We start from the raw sequence: 17,021 nt of genomic DNA on the forward strand, positions 1-17,021 counted from the left end.
GTTTTAGAAAGACAAATGTTTACAGTCGCTGTTAAAAATTCGCTTATATCACATTGTGAGTCATTATTGGAAACTCACAACTTTGGTCATAGATATACTGCAAACGGCACAAAAGAACAACAACTAACAGGAATCATTGGGCAATGCGTAGTTATGTCTTTATTTGGTTTAGAAAAAATTACTGGCAATTCGGGTTTTGATAACGGTGTAGATTTGATAGTAAACAACAAAACTATTGATGTAAAAACTATGGGTAGAACTACGCATGTAAAACCTAACTACACAAACAACTTCTTGAAACTTCAAGATTATTTTAAACCAGACATATATATCTTTTGTAGTTATCACAAAAGAAAAAAGATTGTTACTATTTGTGGCTGGATAACAAAACAAGCATTTATCAAAAAAAGGCGTTTCTACCCAAAAGGAAGCATTAGAACAAGAAATGACAAAACTACATTTAAAACATTTGCTGATTTATATGAAATAGACAACAAAGACCTAAATGATGTTAAAAATTTTAATGACTTAAAAACACAAATCTATAGGCTTTAAACCACACTCAAGCTATTATCATAATGTTGGGTAATCTTTTTATATAAAAGCTCTTTATTAACAGGTTTAGTCATATAATCATTCATTCCAAAATCTAGAACACGTTGTCTCGTTTCTTGCATAGCATCAGCCGTTACTGCTATAATAGGAATATTTGTAGCTCCTACTAAATCGCCACTTCTTATAATTTTTGTTGCCTCATAACCATCCATTATTGGCATTTGCAAATCCATTAAAACAACATCATAAACACCTTCTTTTAGAGCTTCTATAGCTTTCAATCCGTTTTCAACAATAACAATTGAGAATTTAGAATATGCGCCTAAAAGTTTTTTCATAATCATTTGATTTACGGCATTATCTTCAACTACCAAAATTTTAAGAGGTTTGCTAATATCCTTATGTGTCTCTTTAGAAAAATTAGTCGCTTTTTTTACAACAGGCTCTAATGGTATATCAACATACACATCAGTTCCTTTGCCTTCTTCACTTTCTATAGCAATAGTTCCGTTAAATAATTTTACTAAATATTTTGCAATAGTTAACCCCAAACCTACACCTGAAAATTGCCTTTTATGGTCTTGTCTCATTTGACTAAAACTATCATAAACGCTTTCTTTAAGTTCAGAATTAATACCTATTCCTGTATCAGATACGTGAAATGAAAACCTTGTAAAACCACCTTTAGAAGGGCTACAGTGCAACACAACTTTTACAGCGCCAGACCGCGTAAACTTAACCGCATTACCAATAATATTGTTTATAATTTGTAAAAAACGGTCTGCGTCACCATATACTTTTGCGGGAATACGATAGTCAATTTCAAACTGATAATCAAGTCCTTTCTTTTTTGCTTCAAGTTCCCAATTAGAACTTATTTGATTTAGTTTTAATGATGGGTTAAACGCAGCTCTTTTTAGTTGCAACTCATTTTTTTCAATTTTTTCAAAATCTAAAATATCGTTTATAGTACTTAACAAGCTTACAGAAGCGTTTTTAACTATTTCAAAGTTGCTTCTTATTTCTTTATTCTTTTCGATGCCTAGCTGCTCTTGAACCACACCCATAATTGCATTAATTGGTGTTCGTAATTCATGACTCATATTAGACATAAAATAGGTTTTTAATTGGCTTATTTCTTGAGATTTTTTAAGTGCCAGCTCTTGAGATTTTTCTTTTTCTAATCGTAATTTTTTAATCAGATTTGTCATAGAAATCGATAAGAAAATCACCTCAAAACCAGCTCCAAACTTTGCGCTATTTAGTGTGTAAAAATTATTTGGCAATAAGCTTAAGTTATTCATTACAAAACCTAAAAGACCTATCACTAAAAAGAATATACCTATTGAGAAATAACGGTCTATAGCAACACGCTTAAAACGCATAGAAAACACTGTTGCCAATATTAAAATCAAGCTTAAAAGTCCATTTATATTGCTTATAGGGTAAGTTAATTTTAAGGTTGTTTTATTTATAAAAACCATGACAAATAATACAGCTATAACACTGTAAGACACTTGAAATCCTTTATAAAACAAAGGCATAATGTTTTTTACTTTTAAAAAATACTCACAGTATTTTAGTAAAAAGAAGTTTGAAAATAGAGCTGAAATCATAACAGCTCTACTATTAAAGTAGCCTCCTTGTGGCAAGATATATTGAAATATTAAGCCATCTAAAGCTCCTTGTAATAAAGCTATTGAAAACACATAAAAACCATAATAAAGGAAAGACTTTTCTTTTAAACTTGTGTAAAAAAACAAGTAGATTAAACCAGCTAAAAAAAGCAGTCCATAAAAAAACCCTAAAAATAACTGTTGGTTATAGTTTACTTGAAAAAACTCTGATTCGCTATATAAATTAAGTGGTAAATTTATCGTTTCTCCATCACTCAAAAAATGCAAGTAAAACTCTTGAGTAGAATTCTCAGGAAGTTCAATTTTAAAAACAGTTGCTCTATGATTTACTTGTCGTTTATCAAAGCTAATTTGATCTCCACTTTTATAATGTGTAATATTCTCGCCTGATATTTGATACAAATCAGCCTGATCAGTAATAGGTCTTGCTGTTTCTAGATAATAAACTCTGGGGCTATTGGTCGTGTTTTTCAACATGAATGTCACCCAATAATTATTTGATGTGAAACCTACACTATGATTATCAGAGTTTAGCTTATGAAAAACTAAATTCTTGTTGTTTATAACCTGACTTATATCAAGAGTTTTATCTTTTACGTTTGTGTAAGTGGCGTATTCAAACAGTTGGCCTTTGCTATTTTCTGGGTCAAATTTTTTGTTCTGTGCATAAAGGGAACAACAGAACATTAGTGCTATTAATGTTAATCTCATGGTTAGTTTAAAATAGGGAAAACATATACGAACCTAATAAAAGGGAGGTTTTAAAAAATAGAAACCTTTCGACAAAACGAAAGGTTTTCTCTTTAATGTGGAGAAGATGGGACTCGAACCCACGGCCTCTTGACTGCCAGTCAAGCACTCTAGCCAGCTGAGCTACATCCCCAAATCACTTATTTTAATCCGCTTAATACTAAAACTGGTAACGTTGAACTATGAAAATCTTTTTTCAAGATGGTGTTTTTTTCCCATAGTTTTGTAAAAAAACCTCGTTTACGTCTTACTACGCATAGCATGTCTGGATCATTATCTTTATAATGTTCTAAAACACCTTGAAACGTTGTTGCGTTCTCACTATAGGTGGTGTTTGTTACTATTTCTGATAAATCTTCACTTATGTTAAAGTCGCCTTCATTATGAAAAGGTGTTTTTACTAATAGTAAGTTTACAATAGACTTGAACTGATTCTTAATTACTTTAAGAGGTCCTAATGCATCATTCTTTTTTATAACTGCTGATTTTAATGCCATTAAAATATAAATAATAGGCCTAAACGTGTAGCCTTCAGGAACTATTAATGCAGGTATGTTGGTTTGTTTAATTATTTTTCCCGAGGTTTTGCCTAGGTAAACCTCATCTCTCATTGAGTTTGTTCTAGGCTCTAAAAGAATTAAATCTATGTCTAACGATTTACAAATTAACTCTATAGTATCTACCAGTTTTCCTTTGAACGTTTTTATTATAACATCAACACCTTTTGTGTCTACTTGACTTACATGTCTTTTTAAAAACTCATAGCTTTCTCGTTCTAAAATATGATCTATTTTAATCATTGTACCTGCTTTTGTGTAAACATTGTAGACTTGAACTACATAAACTTTGGCGTCAAATGCTTTAGCAAAATCCACAGCATATTGTAAATGATTTACGGCATTTGTTGATGATCCTACAGGAACTAAAATATTCTTCATATTCATTAATTAAAAAACTAAATTTACAAAATTTAAGCACAAATTTACACAAAAAGCATTATTGCATAACATCTTACCTTCTTTATTAAAAACTGTGAATAAGAGCATTCAACTAAAAAATATTAACAAATTAGCTATACCTGCACTCATTGCAGGTGTTTCAGAACCTATCTTATCACTAACAGATACCGCTATTGTTGGTAATATTGATATAAATGCTACAGAGTCTCTTGCGGCTGTTGGCATTGTTGCTACATTTTTATCTATGCTTATTTGGGTATTTGGACAAACACGAAGCGCTATATCATCTATAATATCTCAATATTTAGGAGCTAATAAACTTGATGAAGTAAAATCGTTGCCAAGTCAAGCTATTTTAATAATTACATCTATTAGTATATTGATTATCATTGGCACATATCCATTTGCTAATGCTGTTTTTAAACTTTATAATGCCTCAGGGTTAATTTTAGAATACTGTGTATCTTATTATAAAATTCGTGTGTTTGGGTTCCCATTTACACTATTTACCATTGCTGTATTTGGTGCTTTTAGAGGTTTACAAAACACATACTACCCAATGATTATTGCTATTGTTGGTGCTGTATCAAACATTGTTTTAGATGTTATTTTGGTTTACGGAATAGAAGGCTTAATTCCTGCCATGCACATCAAAGGTGCAGCTTATGCTAGCTTAATTGCTCAATTTTTGATGGCTGTAATTTCGGCATATTACTTACTGAAAAAAACACCTATTCCTCTAAAGGTAAGTCTCCCAATAAACAAAGAAATTGGCAAATTCTTAATAATGGTTTTAAACCTATTTGTAAGAACCATAGCGCTTAATGTAACGCTATACCTAGGAAGCTCTTTTGCTACTGGTTATGGTAAAGAATATATTGCCGCATATACCATTGCCATAAACATTTGGTTTCTTGGTGCTTTTTTAATTGATGGCTATGCAAGTGCCGGAAATATTCTTTCTGGTAAACTTTATGGCGCAAAACAATACGGCTTATTAATAAGTTTAAGTAACAAGCTTATAAAATATGGTGTTGTTTTAGGTCTTGCAATTGGCTTACTTGGTGCTATTTTTTATTATCCAATTGGAGAAATATTTACAGATGATAAAAACGTATTAGAGGCTTTTTATAATGTTTTCTGGATTGTTTTGCTCATGCAACCTTTCTGCTCTTTAGCTTTTATTTTTGATGGTATGTTTAAAGGCTTGGGTAAAATGAAGTTTTTAAGGAATCTATTATTATTTGCAACAGGAATTGTTTTTGTTCCAATACTACTTGTTTTGGATCATTTGGATTATAAACTCTACGGAATCTTTATTGCTATGACTTTTTGGATTATTGCTAGAGGCATTCCTTTAATTATAAAATTCAGGCAACTTTTTTTGCCACTAGCACAAAAAACGTAATTTTATACCCTATTAAAAAAAAACATTATGGGCAATAGACTCTTTCTTATTTTAGCCATTGTATTGGTTATTATTTATGTATATAACAGAAACAAAAGACGCTAATCATTAACGTGTTTTTAACCATCCTGTAATACTCAATCTTTTAGTATCTACAGGTTTTACTTCGTGTTCTATTATTTGGCTTTCAAAAATAACCACACGACCAGGAAAAGGATAAATAACCTTCTCCTCTTCTTGACCATTCTCATTTAAATACAAAACCAATTCGCCGCCGTTTTCTGGTTGCCAATCTTCATGATTTAAATAGCAAACTATAGAAAGTTTGCGTCTATCGTCGTTTTGAAATGTGTCAATATGGCGTTTGTAAAACGTGCCTTTTGGGTAAATAGCATAATGAAATTCTTTTTGTAAAATCCCTAAAAAACACGTTCTGTTTAAATAGTTTACAAGATCATTTATTCTATCAAAAAAAATCATTTCTGATAAAGAAGCACGTGTTTCATCCATCCATAAAATCACATCACCACGAATAGACTTTATAATGGTTTCATTAACTCTATTCCCTATAGCTGCTTTCTTAAAAGCGTCTTCCTCATACTTTTCTAGAAGAGAACCTCTTAAAACAGATACTTCGTCGTCAGTAAAAAATCCTTCAACAATGCTATATTGTTTGGTTGCTATATCTGCTATAATGCTTTCATACAGCGGATTTTCAACAAAATTAATCTCTTCAAAAAGATGATTCATAAAACTATAAATAAGAATTACTTAACCGCTATTATTAAAAAAAAGCGCGCAAATGTAATCTAAAAAGCAATTGCTTTTACAAAATCAATACCTTTGTAGCGAAACTTTTTTAAACCATGAGTAAAATTAGAATCACCAAACAGTTTTCGTTTGAAACAGGTCATGCGCTTTATGGCTACGACGGTAAATGCAAAAATGTTCACGGCCACAGCTACAAGCTTTCTGTAACGGTTATTGGAGAACCTATTTCTGATACCTCAAATGTTAAATTTGGTATGGTTATAGATTTTAGCGATCTAAAAAAGATTGTAAAAGAAGATATTGTTGATGTGTTTGATCACGCCACTGTTTTTAATAAAAACACACCTCATGTTGAGCTTGCAAAAGAGCTTAAAGACAGAGGACATAATGTGCTTTTAGTAAACTACCAGCCAACAAGCGAAATGATGGTTATTGACTTTGCTGAAAAAATAAAAAAACGCCTTCCTGAAAACATTAGTTTATTCGCTTTAAAACTACAAGAAACAGAAAGTTCTTATGCCGAGTGGTATGCAACAGATAATTAATCTTTGATTATCTTTAATCATTATTTAAAACCATGAATATTCCTAAAGGAAAAAAAATATACTTCGCATCAGACAATCATCTAGGAGCGCCAACGAGTAAAGAATCGCTTCCTCGTGAAAAAAAATTTGTAGCCTGGCTAGACGAGATAAAAAAAGATGCTGCTGCAATTTTTCTTTTGGGTGACTTGTTCGATTTTTGGTTTGAATACAAAACAGTTGTTCCTAAAGGATTTACAAGAACCCTTGGCAAACTGGCAGAAATCTCTGATTCAGGTATTCCTATTTACTATTTTGTAGGAAATCATGATTTATGGATGAATGGCTATTTTGAAGAAGAACTCAACATTCCTGTTTACCATAAACCCAAAGAATTTACATTTAACAATAAAATCTTTTTTATTGGACACGGTGATGGTTTAGGCCCAAATGACAAAGGTTATAAACGCATGAAAAAGGTGTTTACCAATCCGTTTTCTAAATGGTTATTTAAATGGCTTCATCCTGATATAGGTGTAAAATTAGCACAGCATTTATCAGTAAAAAACAAGCTGATTTCTGGCGATGATGATGCTAAATTTTTAGGAGAAGATAATGAATGGTTAGTGCAATACTGCAAACGCAAACTTGAAAGCAAACATCGTGATTACTTTGTTTTTGGTCACAGACATTTACCGCTTGAAATAGACCTCAACACAACCTCAAAATATATTAATTTAGGTGATTGGATAAATTATTACACCTATGGTGTTTTTGATGGAGAAAATTTTGAATTAAAAACGTATTAAACGTCTTTTTCGTTTTCTTCAATATCTTTAGTCAAGTCAAGTTTTCTAAATGACGGAGATACCAATCCTGTTGTAACAACTGTTATTAAGGTCATTGTTCCTCCAAAAACTACCGCAGTAACTGTTCCCATAAGTTTAGCAGTTAATCCACTCTCAAAAGCGCCTAACTCGTTTGATGATCCTACAAACATAGAGTTTACTGATGATACTCGACCACGCATATGATCTGGAGTTTTTAACTGTAAAATTGTTTGACGTATTACAACCGAAACACCATCAGTTACTCCACTAAAAAATAGTGCAACTAGTGAAATCCAAAATATTTCAGATAATCCAAAAACAATAATACAAACACCAAAACCAAAAACAGCACTCAATAGTTTCATTCCAGCATTTTTACTTAATGGCATATATGCAGTAACCAGCATAGTTAAAAAGGCTCCTACGGCAGGTGCTGCTCGTAGTACTCCAAACCCTTGAGAACCTACTTCTAAAATATCTTGAGCAAATACAGGAAGTAAAGCTACTGCACCACCAAATAGTACGGCAATCATATCTAAAGTAAGTGCTCCTAAAATGGCTTTAGTACTAAAAACAAAGCGCAATCCCTCTTTAAGACTTTTTCCTATAGGTTCACCTATTTTAGGATTCATTATTGGCTTTTTAGGTATTTTAAATAGCGCTATTAATGCCATTACTGTGAAACCAAAAATAAGGCACATTGACCAATGTACGCCAATCCAGTGTATTGAAAAACCTGCTAAAGCAGGTCCTAAAACTGAAGCCATTTGCCATGTTGTACTACTCCAAGTAGCTGCATTTGGGTATAATTTTTTTGGCACAATTAAAGCAATTAGAGAGAAAACTGTTGGGCCAATAAACGCTCGTACAAATCCGCCAAGAAAGACCAAAAAGTAGATACTATACAATATGGTATTGGTTTCCCAACCTGCAATTATTTCGGGCCAAGTTAATAGAAACAACCCAAAGCTTATAACAGAAAACCCAATAATACATTTTACTAATAAGTTTCGTTTTTCTTTCTGATCTACAACATGACCTGCAAACAACGCCATAGAAACAGCCGGAATAACCTCCATAAGACCAATAATTCCTAACGATAATGGATTTTTAGTAATACTATAAACCTGCCATTCTATAACAATAAATTGCATAGACCAAGCAAATACTAAAGCAAAACGTACTAGAAGAAATATATTAAACTCCTTTATTCGGAGTGCTGCATATGGGTCTTTTTTAGCCATAATAAAAAATAGAAGCATCAAAAGTACAATATGATACGTTGCTATTAAAAGCTTTTATGATGAATTTAATTTTTACACAAACTGTGCAAGTAATTATCTAAATCTAATTGAAATAACGTGCCTTTTATTAAGTCTTCAACTTGTGTTAACTCTTCTGTATTAAGGGCTATATCTACCTTGTCACTAGGTGTTCTTACAAGTATGTTTCTGCTATCACAATCTTTACAACAAGAACATGGTTGTGACTGTTTTGCGTGATAAATGCAGTTATAAAATTCTTTTATCTCATTTTTAGATAAATAAAAGCCCATATTTCTAAATACTATTTGAATTTTTTTATGGCGTTTTTTAGATTCTGAATGCATCCACTGAAACGAAATGCCAAAACTATTGTGGTAAATTTTATAGATATCGTTTTCCATATTTGTTTGCTTTTATAAACAAATATACTATTATTTAGAATAAATCTAAATAAATAATCATGCTTTTATTAGCTTAAACTCAACACGACGATTTATTGCACGACCTGCATCTGTTTTATTTGTTGTTTTAGGCCTTGAACTCCCATATCCATACCAAGAAATTCTTGATGCTTTTACGCCTTTATTTATTAAGTAATCTGAAACTGCTTTTGCTCTACTTTTTGATAGTACTTCGTTATGCTTTTTTGATCCAATAGCATCAGTATGTCCATAAATTTCTACAAATACATCATCATTCTCTAACAAATAAGCATATAACTTATCAAGCTCTTCTGTGGACTCTTTTATCAAAATCGCTTTATCAAACTCAAAAAGCACATTTTTAAAAACATACACAACATCTGTTTTATATACTTTATTATTGGGAGCAACAGAGACTTCGTCTAAATAATAATACGCAAATGGATGCTCAAAATCTTTACGAACTTGTTTTGTTTTCGTTTCTTGATTAGCATTGAAGTTCCCGATGGTAAAATACTTTTCAAATCCTTCTGCCTTATAAGTAAAGGATACTTTAGTCCAAGCTAATGTGTCGTCATAAAAAGTTGTTGTTTCTATATTATGAATAACATTATTTTGAGTTTGCAGCTCTGAAGGATTAATATATTTCTCGGTAAGATTATTAAACTTCTTATAACTTCCTTTAGGACTATTAAAAACCGAAACACCTTGTGCTGCAACACCAACGCGCTCTTCTGTAAATAGCATTTCTATATTTTGAATTGCCAATGAAGATTTCTCTGCAAGGCTTATATAAAAACTAATGGTGTAAGTTTCTCCTCTTACTAATTAAGATTGTAAAGCACCCTGAACATATTCTCTATAATCATCTATGGCATAAAGATACATCCCAACATAAGCATCTCCAGAAAAAGGAGCTTGCTCTCCGTTATAATTCTCTTTCGTTATTGGGTTAGTTCCGCAAGCTCTAAAAAAATCGGTTGACCCATGATTAGGACAAGACCAATGGAAAACATTATTATTAAACATTCCTAAACGCCATGGACATTTATCAAAATCTTCAAAACTTGGATTAATCACCAGGTTTTGTGAAAACAATAGGTTTCCTATAAATAGAAAAAAAAACGTAATTGGTTTATTCATAAACACAAAACGGTTATTTTTAAAAAAGATTATTTAATATCTCGCAATTTTAACTGAAGTGAGGTGATACCATTCCAGTGGTTTTCATCTATAGAATATACTGCTTTAAATTTTTTTCCGTTAGAAATTAGCGGCTCTTTATCACCAAGCCCAAAACCTATACAAACAATACTTTGTGCTTGTGGTTGTGTAACGGTAATTCTTAAGTGACTTTTATCTTCTCCAACACATTTACCAAAACCTGTATCTTTTAAGTTTTCGGTCATAAAAACAGGTGTCATATTTTGTGGACCAAACGGAGCAAATTGTTTGATTATACGCCATAATTTATCATTAACCTGTTGTAAATCTACTTTTAAATCAATTTTAATTTCTGGAGTTAATAATGCTTTATCAATGGTTTGAGACACCACATTTTCAAAAGCTTGTTTAAAAGCTTCGTAGTTTTCTTCTTTTAGTGTTAAACCAGCTGCGTATTTGTGTCCGCCAAACTGTTCAATATATTCACTACAAGCTTCTAGTGCATTATATACATCAAACCCAGAAACCGAACGTGCCGATGCGGCCAACTTATCGCCACTTTTGGTAAACACCAACGTTGGCCTGTAATACGTCTCAATAAGCCTTGAAGCAACAATACCTATAACGCCTTTATGCCAAGACTCATGATATACCACCGTTGTATAGCCTTCTTGCTCATTATTTGTTTCTATTTGCTCAAGAGCTTCTTCAGTAATGCGTTTGTCTGTTTCGCGCCTATCAGTATTAAAAGCATCTATTTCAACGGCATAATTTACCGCAGTATTAAAATCTGTTTCAGTAAGTAAAGTCACAGCGTGGTTGCCATGCTTCATTCTACCTGCGGCATTTATTCTAGGTGCTACAATAAACACGACATCGGTTATGGTAAGTGTCTCCTTTTTTACTTCAGCAATAATCGCTTTTATACCTGGTCTTGGACTGGCATTAATAACTTGTAGCCCAAAATATGCCAATACGCGATTTTCTCCTGTAATAGGAACAATATCGGCACCTATTGCTGTAGCGACCAAATCTAAATATGTAACTAAATCTTCAACCGTTTTTCCTTGTCTAGACGCTAATGCTTGAATAAGTTTAAAACCAACACCACAGCCACAAAGTTCTTTATATGGATATTCACAATCATCACGTTTTGGGTCTAAAACAGCAACTGCTTTAGGTAATTGTTTTCCGGGTCTATGATGATCACATATAATAAAATCAATACCTTTTTCTTTAGCGTAAACTACTTTATCAATGGCTTTAACACCACAATCCAAAGCAATAATAAGCGAAAAATCGTTATCATCAGCAAAATCAATTCCTTGAAACGAGACGCCATAACCTTCGTCATAACGATCCGGAATATAAGTCGCTACATTATTGGTTTGTGTTTTTAAATAAGAGCTCATTAAAGCTACTGAAGTCGTACCATCTACATCATAATCACCATAAACTAGAATGTTTTCGCCTTTTGCTATAGCTGTTTCAATTCTAGTCACTGCTTTATCCATATCTTTCATTAAGAATGGATCATGTAAATCATCTAAACTAGGACGAAAAAATGTTTTGGCAGCCTCATAGGTTTCAATACCACGCTGTAACAATAATGTTGCAACCACTTCATCTACTTGCAAAGCTTCTTGTAAAGCTTCTGTTTTTTTTGCTTCAGGTATGGGTTTTAAGGTCCAACGCATTATTAATCGTTATGATAATGAATGATTGTTTTTACATTGGCAAACTTGCGAAACATCTCCATAACTCCGCAATATTTTTCAACAGATAAATCAACGGCTTTTTTTATTTTTTTCTCATCTAAGTTATCACCATAAAAGTGGTATTCTACAGTTACTGTATGATAATACTTTGGGTGTTCTTCGGTAAGCTCGCCATACGTATCCATTCTAAAATCTGAAATTTTCACTTTCATTTTATCTAAAATAGATACCACATCTAGCCCAGAACATCCAGCTAGTGCAGAAAGCATTAAAGCTTTAGGTCGTAAACCAGAATTATGTCCGCCATGCTCTTCTGAAGTATCTATAAATAATGTTTTTCCGCTTGGGTTATCAGATTCAAACTGCATATTGCCTTTCCAGTGAGTTGTTACTTTATTTGTCATTTTATGAAGATTTTTTTGTTTCTTGTAAAGAATACGTTAGTTATTATTTCAAAAATACCAATAAAAAAATAGACTATGCCACTTGTAACACCATTATCCGCAGACCACGATTTAAAAACCAAGGAACTTGCCGAATTTTTTAATGAAACCTTGGGCTTTTGTCCAAATTCAGTATTGACTATGCAACATCGCCCTGCGATTTCAAAAGCATTCATTAATTTGAATAAAGCTGTTATGGCCAATGAAGGTCGCGTAACTTCTGCTTTGAAACGTATGATTGCTTGGGTAAGCAGCAATGCTACTGGTTGTCGTTATTGCCAAGCGCATGCTATTCGTGCTGCCGAACGTTATGGTGCCGAACAAGAACAACTTGATAATATTTGGGAATACCGAACACATCCAGCTTTTTCTGAAGCTGAACGTGCTGCATTAGATTTTAGCTTGGCAGCAAGCCAAGTGCCTAATGCGGTTGATGAAGCTATAAAAAAACGCTTATATGAACATTGGAACGAAGGCGAAATTGTGGAAATGCTAGGTGTAATTTCGTTATTTGGTTACCTAAACCGCTGGAACGATAGTATGGGAACATCTATTGAAGATGGCGCTGTAGAAAGCGGAAATCAATATTTAGGAAAACATGGTTGGGAGAAAGGAAAGCATGGTAATTAGATGTTAGAGTCTAAACTGTTTCATTGTTATACACAAGATAAAACCTCACTATTTTTAGTGAGGTTTTTTTTGATTCATTTTACTTAAAAACAATTGAATATTTATTTCTCCAATTCTTCAATTACACCATTAGCTGTTGCCTTAATTGTGTCTTGTGTTTTTTTAATAGTTTTTAAAAGCTTTTTGTCTTTAGAAACCATATCTGTAGTTGTCGCAATTGCTTTTATATACCAGTCTTTCCAAGCCTTAATAATTTCTATTTGAGAATCTATTGACTCACCTTTTTCAATTGCTAATTTGCTTTGTTTTAATTCTTCTGCAAAACGTTGTAAAGCAGCAGTTTCTATATTGTTAATAATGTCTTTTGCAGTGGTTTCATCAGCATTTAAAAGAGTATAAGCCGAAACCAAAGAGGCTGTACTTACATTTCTTAAAGTTTCTTTTGATACTTTATCTAACCTATCATTATCGGTGTGGTAAAATTGGTCTGTAAAATGCCAAAACAACACACTTGGTATGTCACTTCTTAAAAATGGCACATGGTCACTTCCTCCTTCAAAAGGGTTTGTATTAACAACCCAATTTGCACGGCGTCCTTGTTCTTGAAAAACACCAATTAAAAAATCATTTAAATAATGAGGTTTCATTTCATTAAGCTTCATTTTTCTTCCGCCCCACTCTGTATGCTTATCATTTCCTCTTGTCCAAATTGCACTTGGATCAGGCATTTTTTCAATAAGAAATGTCCCGCCAGTAATTGCTGTATTTTCGCCAACCATATCTAAAGATATTCCCCATTTTATGGCTTTTGCTCTTGAGCTATCTTCTTTTACATAGCGACCTGTAGATACTATTTCATCACCCCAAAGAAATGTAAGTGTTCTTTTTATATTGAATTTTCCTTGTTCTATTAACCGCGCTGTTTTTGTTGCCATTTCTAAAGCTACGCCAACGCCTGTTGCATTATCATTAGCTCCAGGTTCTTGAATGTGTGCGCTGAAAACCAAACGTTCTTTTGGTACTTCAGAACCTTTAATATCTGCGACAATGGTTAGCTCTTCTGACGGATAAATTTTCGTTTCTACATTAACTTGCAGTCTTACTTTTCCTTTTGATAATGATTTTTTTAATCGCTCTTTAGCTTGATAAGACATTGCTATTCCCCAAGATTGTTGCTCTGCTTTAAAAGGAATTGAGCGAAACTGAATAGAGGTTGTGTTTTTTTCTGGTTGTAAATACGCAGGATTATTATATGCTAAAACACCAACTGCTCCTCCTTGCAAAACAGCCATGCTATATAAAAAGGCCAAGCTTGTTTCTGCAAAAACAATTTTTCCTTTTACATCCATGTTTTTTAAATCATAGATGTTCTCAATATAAACAACATCAGCTTCTATTCCTCCTTTTGGCGTACTGTAGGAGTTTAACGCAACCATATTTCTGTTGGTTTCTTGTGTCAGCAAGGGATTTTCTTCTCCTTTTATAGTAACTGATGCGTCAACCACTTCCCATGTTGGGTGTTTTAACGGACGTTTTTCTATGCGGTAAGTAAATCGGTTTTTATCCGTTGCTACATCTTCATTTACAAAGCCTGCTTTTTTTAGTTTGTCTTCAATAAAATACACACTTTCATTAAAGCCTGTATTTCCTACAACGCGCCAATATTGCTCCACAAAAGCTGTTGTTTCATAGGCTAAATCTCCCGTGATTTCAGATGTCACCAAATCAAAATAGTTTTCTGAATCTGCAACTTGAGCATTTGTACTATTAGAAAATAAAATACTTACAAGTACAATAGAATAGAAACGAATATTTTTAAGCATATATTAAATTTTAATTATAAAGATACGTTATTTTAGTGTAGTATATTTTTTATTTGATGCCTTAAAACAGGTAATACCTCAACCTCAAACCACGGGTTTTTGGTAAGCCAAAATCTGTTTCTGGGACTTGGGTGTGGCATTGGTAAATAACGCGGCAAATACGTATGAAAATCATGAACAGTTTCTGTGAGGGTTTTATGGGCTTTGTCTTTTAAATAATAGTTTTGTGCATACATTCCGATAAGTAAAATCAACTTAACATTTGACATCTGTTCAAGCAATAGATTATGCCATTGTGGTGCGCATTCTGGTCGAGGTGGTAAATCACCACTTTTCCCTTTGCCTGGATAACAAAATCCCATAGGGATAATGGCAAAATTTTTAGGATTGTAGAATTGTTCTTCAGAAACTTGCAACCAACTGCGTAATTGCTTGCCGCTGGCGTCATCCCAAGGGATGCCAGATGTATGGACTTTGGTCCCTGGAGCTTGACCAACAATTACAATTTTAGAATTTATATCGGCTGAAACAACAGGTCTTGGCCCTAATGGTAAATGGTCTTTGCAAATGGTGCAGTTTTTTATCTCTTTTAATAGTTTATGCATAAATAGATTCCTAATAGGCCAAACACAGGTTAACACCTTAACTTACGTTACTTTTTTCCACCAACTACAACGACTATTTCTCCTTTTGGCGGTTTGTTTGTGTAGTGATCTAAAACGTCTTTTGCTGTGCCACGAACAGTTTCTTCATATAACTTTGTAAGTTCTCGAGAAACCGAAACGGGTCTATCCTCTCCAAAATACTCACAAAAATGACCGAGTGTTTTCACCAATTTATGAGGGCTTTCATAAAAAATCATGGTGCGTGTTTCTTCTGCTAATATTTTAAAACGTGTTTGACGTCCTTTTTTTACTGGCAAAAATCCTTCAAACACAAACTTATCGTTAGGCAATCCGCTATTTACCAAAGCTGGCACAAATGCTGTTGCTCCTGGTAAACACTCAACAGCGATGTCATTTTCTACACAAGCTCTGGTTAATAAAAACCCAGGATCTGATATAGCTGGTGTTCCGGCATCGCTAATCAATGCAATTACAACACCATTTTTTAACTTGTTTACCAAACCTTCAACCGTTTTATGCTCATTATGCATATGGTGTGATTGTGATGGTGTTGTTATTTCAAAATGCTTTAATAGTTTTCCTGATGTGCGTGTGTCTTCAGCAAGAATTAAATCGGCTTCCTTTAAAACATCAATGGCTCTAAAGGTCATGTCTTGAAGGTTTCCAATTGGTGTTGGAACAATATAAAGTTTACTCATAGTGTGTCTTTTGAAAGCAGAAATCTAATCAAATTTGCTTTCAATAATTTCCATAAAACGTTGTTCAATCTCATCTTTTCCTTCCCAGTTATTATAATCTGGTTTTACCATACTTTGTATAAGTTGGTTGGCCTCGCTAAAAGAGTTTGCCGTATTTAATTGAGAAAGTACACGATCGTAATCTTCGCTTTTTCCTTCAAAAAGGTGTTTTATAAATGCAATTTTATCATTTAATCCTATTGTAATTCCGCCTCGTTTTAGCTTATCATTAAGTGATTTTTTTTCGTCTTTTTTAAGATTAGAAACAGGTTCGAAAATAGGCGTTTCTTTAAAATCGGCTGTTATTTCATCAAAATCATTTTTATGATGTTTTCTTGAATCTGGAATAGCTTTTTCAAAAATATCATCAATAGGGTCATTGTCTTGAGGCATATAGGCCACCATGTTTTTTATTTTTTCTATGGCCGGCTCCATAATTTGCTCGTGCTCGTGCTCATCAAGGTTTATGTAAACCTTATCATTTACCTCAATATTGTCACTCACTTTATTATTAAAAGCTACATCTAGCATCCCAAAAAACGAAGAATCGTTACCTATAGTTGGTAAGTCGTCTTCAAAATTTTCATGAGCAAACTTTAGAACTGATAGCTTTTCATAAAGCGCAGCAACTTCATCATGCATTCTGATAACATCTTCTTTTCCTTTTAGCTTAAGAATCCTGTGAGCAATGCTAATTAATTCAGACTCTAATTTCTTCTTCATAACTTTTAATTTTTAATACAAATTAGGTTTTTGTTTTTT

The 17,021-nt window shown here is 33.0% G+C and carries 18 protein-coding genes and 1 tRNA gene; 5 read left to right on the forward strand and 14 right to left on the reverse strand.

Annotated features, from left to right (window positions below; genetic code table 11):
- The first annotated feature begins 15 nt into the window (after nt 1-15).
- A complete protein-coding gene (locus tag ABD690_RS02785; RefSeq protein ID WP_344726817.1) occupies nt 16-555 on the forward strand; it encodes a hypothetical protein in 540 nt (179 codons plus the stop codon).
- Here ABD690_RS02785 and ABD690_RS02790 read toward each other — a convergent pair.
- From ABD690_RS02790 to ABD690_RS02800, 3 genes are all read right to left on the reverse strand, one after another.
- A complete protein-coding gene (locus ABD690_RS02790) occupies nt 552-2,903 on the reverse strand; it encodes a hybrid sensor histidine kinase/response regulator (RefSeq protein WP_344726818.1) in 2,352 nt (783 codons plus the stop codon). The two genes, ABD690_RS02785 and ABD690_RS02790, sit on opposite strands and share 4 nt — an antisense overlap.
- Nucleotides 2,904-3,001: 98 nt before the next feature.
- Nucleotides 3,002-3,075: transfer RNA gene (locus ABD690_RS02795), tRNA-Ala, on the reverse strand.
- Between the two features lie 7 nt (nt 3,076-3,082).
- Nucleotides 3,083-3,880: a universal stress protein gene (locus tag ABD690_RS02800; RefSeq protein ID WP_344726820.1), complete on the reverse strand. Its 798-nt coding sequence runs from the start codon at nt 3,878-3,880 to the stop codon at nt 3,083-3,085.
- Between the two features lie 94 nt (nt 3,881-3,974).
- On the opposite strand from ABD690_RS02800, the gene ABD690_RS02805 reads away from it, so the two are divergent.
- Nucleotides 3,975-5,309 (forward strand): MATE family efflux transporter, encoded by a 1,335-nt coding sequence (locus ABD690_RS02805; protein ID WP_344726822.1) that lies wholly within the window; start codon nt 3,975-3,977, stop codon nt 5,307-5,309.
- Nucleotides 5,310-5,417: 108 nt separating this feature from the next.
- Here ABD690_RS02805 and ABD690_RS02810 read toward each other — a convergent pair whose 3' ends face one another.
- The gene (locus tag ABD690_RS02810; RefSeq protein WP_344726824.1) at nt 5,418-6,059 is read right to left on the reverse strand and encodes a 2OG-Fe(II) oxygenase; all 642 of its coding nucleotides are present in this window, start codon (nt 6,057-6,059) and stop codon (nt 5,418-5,420) included.
- Between the two features lie 116 nt (nt 6,060-6,175).
- Here ABD690_RS02810 and ABD690_RS02815 point away from each other — a divergent pair, with 116 nt between their 5' ends.
- Together ABD690_RS02815 and ABD690_RS02820 are read left to right on the forward strand one after the other, a co-directional pair.
- Entirely contained in the window at nt 6,176-6,625 is a 450-nt protein-coding gene (locus ABD690_RS02815) for a 6-pyruvoyl trahydropterin synthase family protein (protein ID WP_344726826.1), read from the forward strand.
- A 32-nt stretch (nt 6,626-6,657) separates the two neighbouring features.
- On the forward strand, nt 6,658-7,410 hold the full coding sequence (locus ABD690_RS02820; RefSeq protein ID WP_344726828.1) for a UDP-2,3-diacylglucosamine diphosphatase: 753 nt from the start codon (nt 6,658-6,660) through the stop codon (nt 7,408-7,410).
- On the opposite strand, the gene ABD690_RS02825 is transcribed toward ABD690_RS02820, so the two are convergent.
- From ABD690_RS02825 to ABD690_RS02850, 6 genes are all read right to left on the reverse strand, one after another.
- A complete protein-coding gene (locus tag ABD690_RS02825) occupies nt 7,407-8,675 on the reverse strand; it encodes an MFS transporter (protein WP_344726830.1) in 1,269 nt (422 codons plus the stop codon). The two genes, ABD690_RS02820 and ABD690_RS02825, sit on opposite strands and share 4 nt — an antisense overlap.
- 65 nt (nt 8,676-8,740) lie before the next feature.
- Complete coding sequence (locus ABD690_RS02830) at nt 8,741-9,097, reverse strand: DUF6686 family protein (protein ID WP_344726832.1); 357 nt, start codon at nt 9,095-9,097, stop codon at nt 8,741-8,743.
- Nucleotides 9,098-9,154: 57 nt separating this feature from the next.
- A complete protein-coding gene (locus tag ABD690_RS02835; RefSeq protein WP_344726834.1) occupies nt 9,155-9,886 on the reverse strand; it encodes an OmpA family protein in 732 nt (243 codons plus the stop codon).
- A gap of 60 nt (nt 9,887-9,946) precedes the next feature.
- Nucleotides 9,947-10,261, reverse strand: coding sequence for a hypothetical protein (locus ABD690_RS02840; protein ID WP_344726836.1), 315 nt, complete (start codon nt 10,259-10,261; stop codon nt 9,947-9,949).
- Between the two features lie 29 nt (nt 10,262-10,290).
- Nucleotides 10,291-11,979, reverse strand: coding sequence for a single-stranded-DNA-specific exonuclease RecJ (gene recJ / locus ABD690_RS02845; RefSeq protein WP_344726838.1), 1,689 nt, complete (start codon nt 11,977-11,979; stop codon nt 10,291-10,293).
- Between the two features lie 2 nt (nt 11,980-11,981).
- Entirely contained in the window at nt 11,982-12,404 is a 423-nt protein-coding gene (locus ABD690_RS02850) for an OsmC family protein (protein ID WP_344726840.1), read from the reverse strand.
- 75 nt (nt 12,405-12,479) lie between these two features.
- Between ABD690_RS02850 and ABD690_RS02855 the strand changes: the two genes are divergently transcribed.
- Nucleotides 12,480-13,073, forward strand: a complete 594-nt coding sequence (locus ABD690_RS02855) for a carboxymuconolactone decarboxylase family protein (RefSeq protein ID WP_344726842.1) — start codon at nt 12,480-12,482, stop codon at nt 13,071-13,073.
- 101 nt (nt 13,074-13,174) lie between these two features.
- Here ABD690_RS02855 and ABD690_RS02860 read toward each other — a convergent pair whose 3' ends face one another.
- The 4 genes from ABD690_RS02860 to ABD690_RS02875 are packed head-to-tail and all read right to left on the reverse strand — an operon-like array spanning nt 13,175 to nt 16,982.
- Nucleotides 13,175-14,896 carry a M28 family peptidase gene (locus ABD690_RS02860; protein WP_344726844.1) on the reverse strand — a complete coding sequence of 574 codons (1,722 nt, stop codon included), beginning with the start codon at nt 14,894-14,896 and terminating at the stop codon, nt 13,175-13,177.
- Nucleotides 14,897-14,928: 32 nt separating this feature from the next.
- Nucleotides 14,929-15,501, reverse strand: coding sequence for a uracil-DNA glycosylase family protein (locus ABD690_RS02865; protein WP_344726846.1), 573 nt, complete (start codon nt 15,499-15,501; stop codon nt 14,929-14,931).
- A gap of 47 nt (nt 15,502-15,548) precedes the next feature.
- Nucleotides 15,549-16,220: a 16S rRNA (cytidine(1402)-2'-O)-methyltransferase gene (gene rsmI, locus ABD690_RS02870; RefSeq protein WP_344726848.1), complete on the reverse strand. Its 672-nt coding sequence runs from the start codon at nt 16,218-16,220 to the stop codon at nt 15,549-15,551.
- A gap of 24 nt (nt 16,221-16,244) precedes the next feature.
- Nucleotides 16,245-16,982: a hypothetical protein gene (locus tag ABD690_RS02875; RefSeq protein ID WP_344726850.1), complete on the reverse strand. Its 738-nt coding sequence runs from the start codon at nt 16,980-16,982 to the stop codon at nt 16,245-16,247.
- Nucleotides 16,983-17,021 lie beyond the last annotated feature (39 nt).

The sequence above is a fragment of the Corallibacter vietnamensis genome, assembly GCF_039537875.1.
Taxonomy (GTDB): Bacteria; Bacteroidota; Bacteroidia; order Flavobacteriales; family Flavobacteriaceae; genus Corallibacter; species Corallibacter vietnamensis.

What these genes read in the sequence shown, in the direction of transcription:
- ABD690_RS02785 (WP_344726817.1), top strand. Translation starts at nt 16, where the DNA reads ATGTTTACAGTCGCTGTTAAAAATTCGCTTATATCACATTGTGAGTCA.
- ABD690_RS02790 (WP_344726818.1), bottom strand. Translation starts at nt 2,903, where the DNA reads ATGAGATTAACATTAATAGCACTAATGTTCTGTTGTTCCCTTTATGCA.
- ABD690_RS02800 (WP_344726820.1), bottom strand. Translation starts at nt 3,880, where the DNA reads ATGAAGAATATTTTAGTTCCTGTAGGATCATCAACAAATGCCGTAAAT.
- ABD690_RS02810 (WP_344726824.1), bottom strand. Translation starts at nt 6,059, where the DNA reads ATGAATCATCTTTTTGAAGAGATTAATTTTGTTGAAAATCCGCTGTAT.
- ABD690_RS02815 (WP_344726826.1), top strand. Translation starts at nt 6,176, where the DNA reads ATGAGTAAAATTAGAATCACCAAACAGTTTTCGTTTGAAACAGGTCAT.
- ABD690_RS02820 (WP_344726828.1), top strand. Translation starts at nt 6,658, where the DNA reads ATGAATATTCCTAAAGGAAAAAAAATATACTTCGCATCAGACAATCAT.
- ABD690_RS02825 (WP_344726830.1), bottom strand. Translation starts at nt 8,675, where the DNA reads ATGGCTAAAAAAGACCCATATGCAGCACTCCGAATAAAGGAGTTTAAT.
- ABD690_RS02830 (WP_344726832.1), bottom strand. Translation starts at nt 9,097, where the DNA reads ATGGAAAACGATATCTATAAAATTTACCACAATAGTTTTGGCATTTCG.
- ABD690_RS02840 (WP_344726836.1), bottom strand. Translation starts at nt 10,261, where the DNA reads ATGAATAAACCAATTACGTTTTTTTTTCTATTTATAGGAAACCTATTG.
- recJ (WP_344726838.1), bottom strand. Translation starts at nt 11,979, where the DNA reads ATGCGTTGGACCTTAAAACCCATACCTGAAGCAAAAAAAACAGAAGCT.
- ABD690_RS02850 (WP_344726840.1), bottom strand. Translation starts at nt 12,404, where the DNA reads ATGACAAATAAAGTAACAACTCACTGGAAAGGCAATATGCAGTTTGAA.
- ABD690_RS02855 (WP_344726842.1), top strand. Translation starts at nt 12,480, where the DNA reads ATGCCACTTGTAACACCATTATCCGCAGACCACGATTTAAAAACCAAG.
- ABD690_RS02860 (WP_344726844.1), bottom strand. Translation starts at nt 14,896, where the DNA reads ATGCTTAAAAATATTCGTTTCTATTCTATTGTACTTGTAAGTATTTTA.
- ABD690_RS02865 (WP_344726846.1), bottom strand. Translation starts at nt 15,501, where the DNA reads ATGCATAAACTATTAAAAGAGATAAAAAACTGCACCATTTGCAAAGAC.
- rsmI (WP_344726848.1), bottom strand. Translation starts at nt 16,220, where the DNA reads ATGAGTAAACTTTATATTGTTCCAACACCAATTGGAAACCTTCAAGAC.
- ABD690_RS02875 (WP_344726850.1), bottom strand. Translation starts at nt 16,982, where the DNA reads ATGAAGAAGAAATTAGAGTCTGAATTAATTAGCATTGCTCACAGGATT.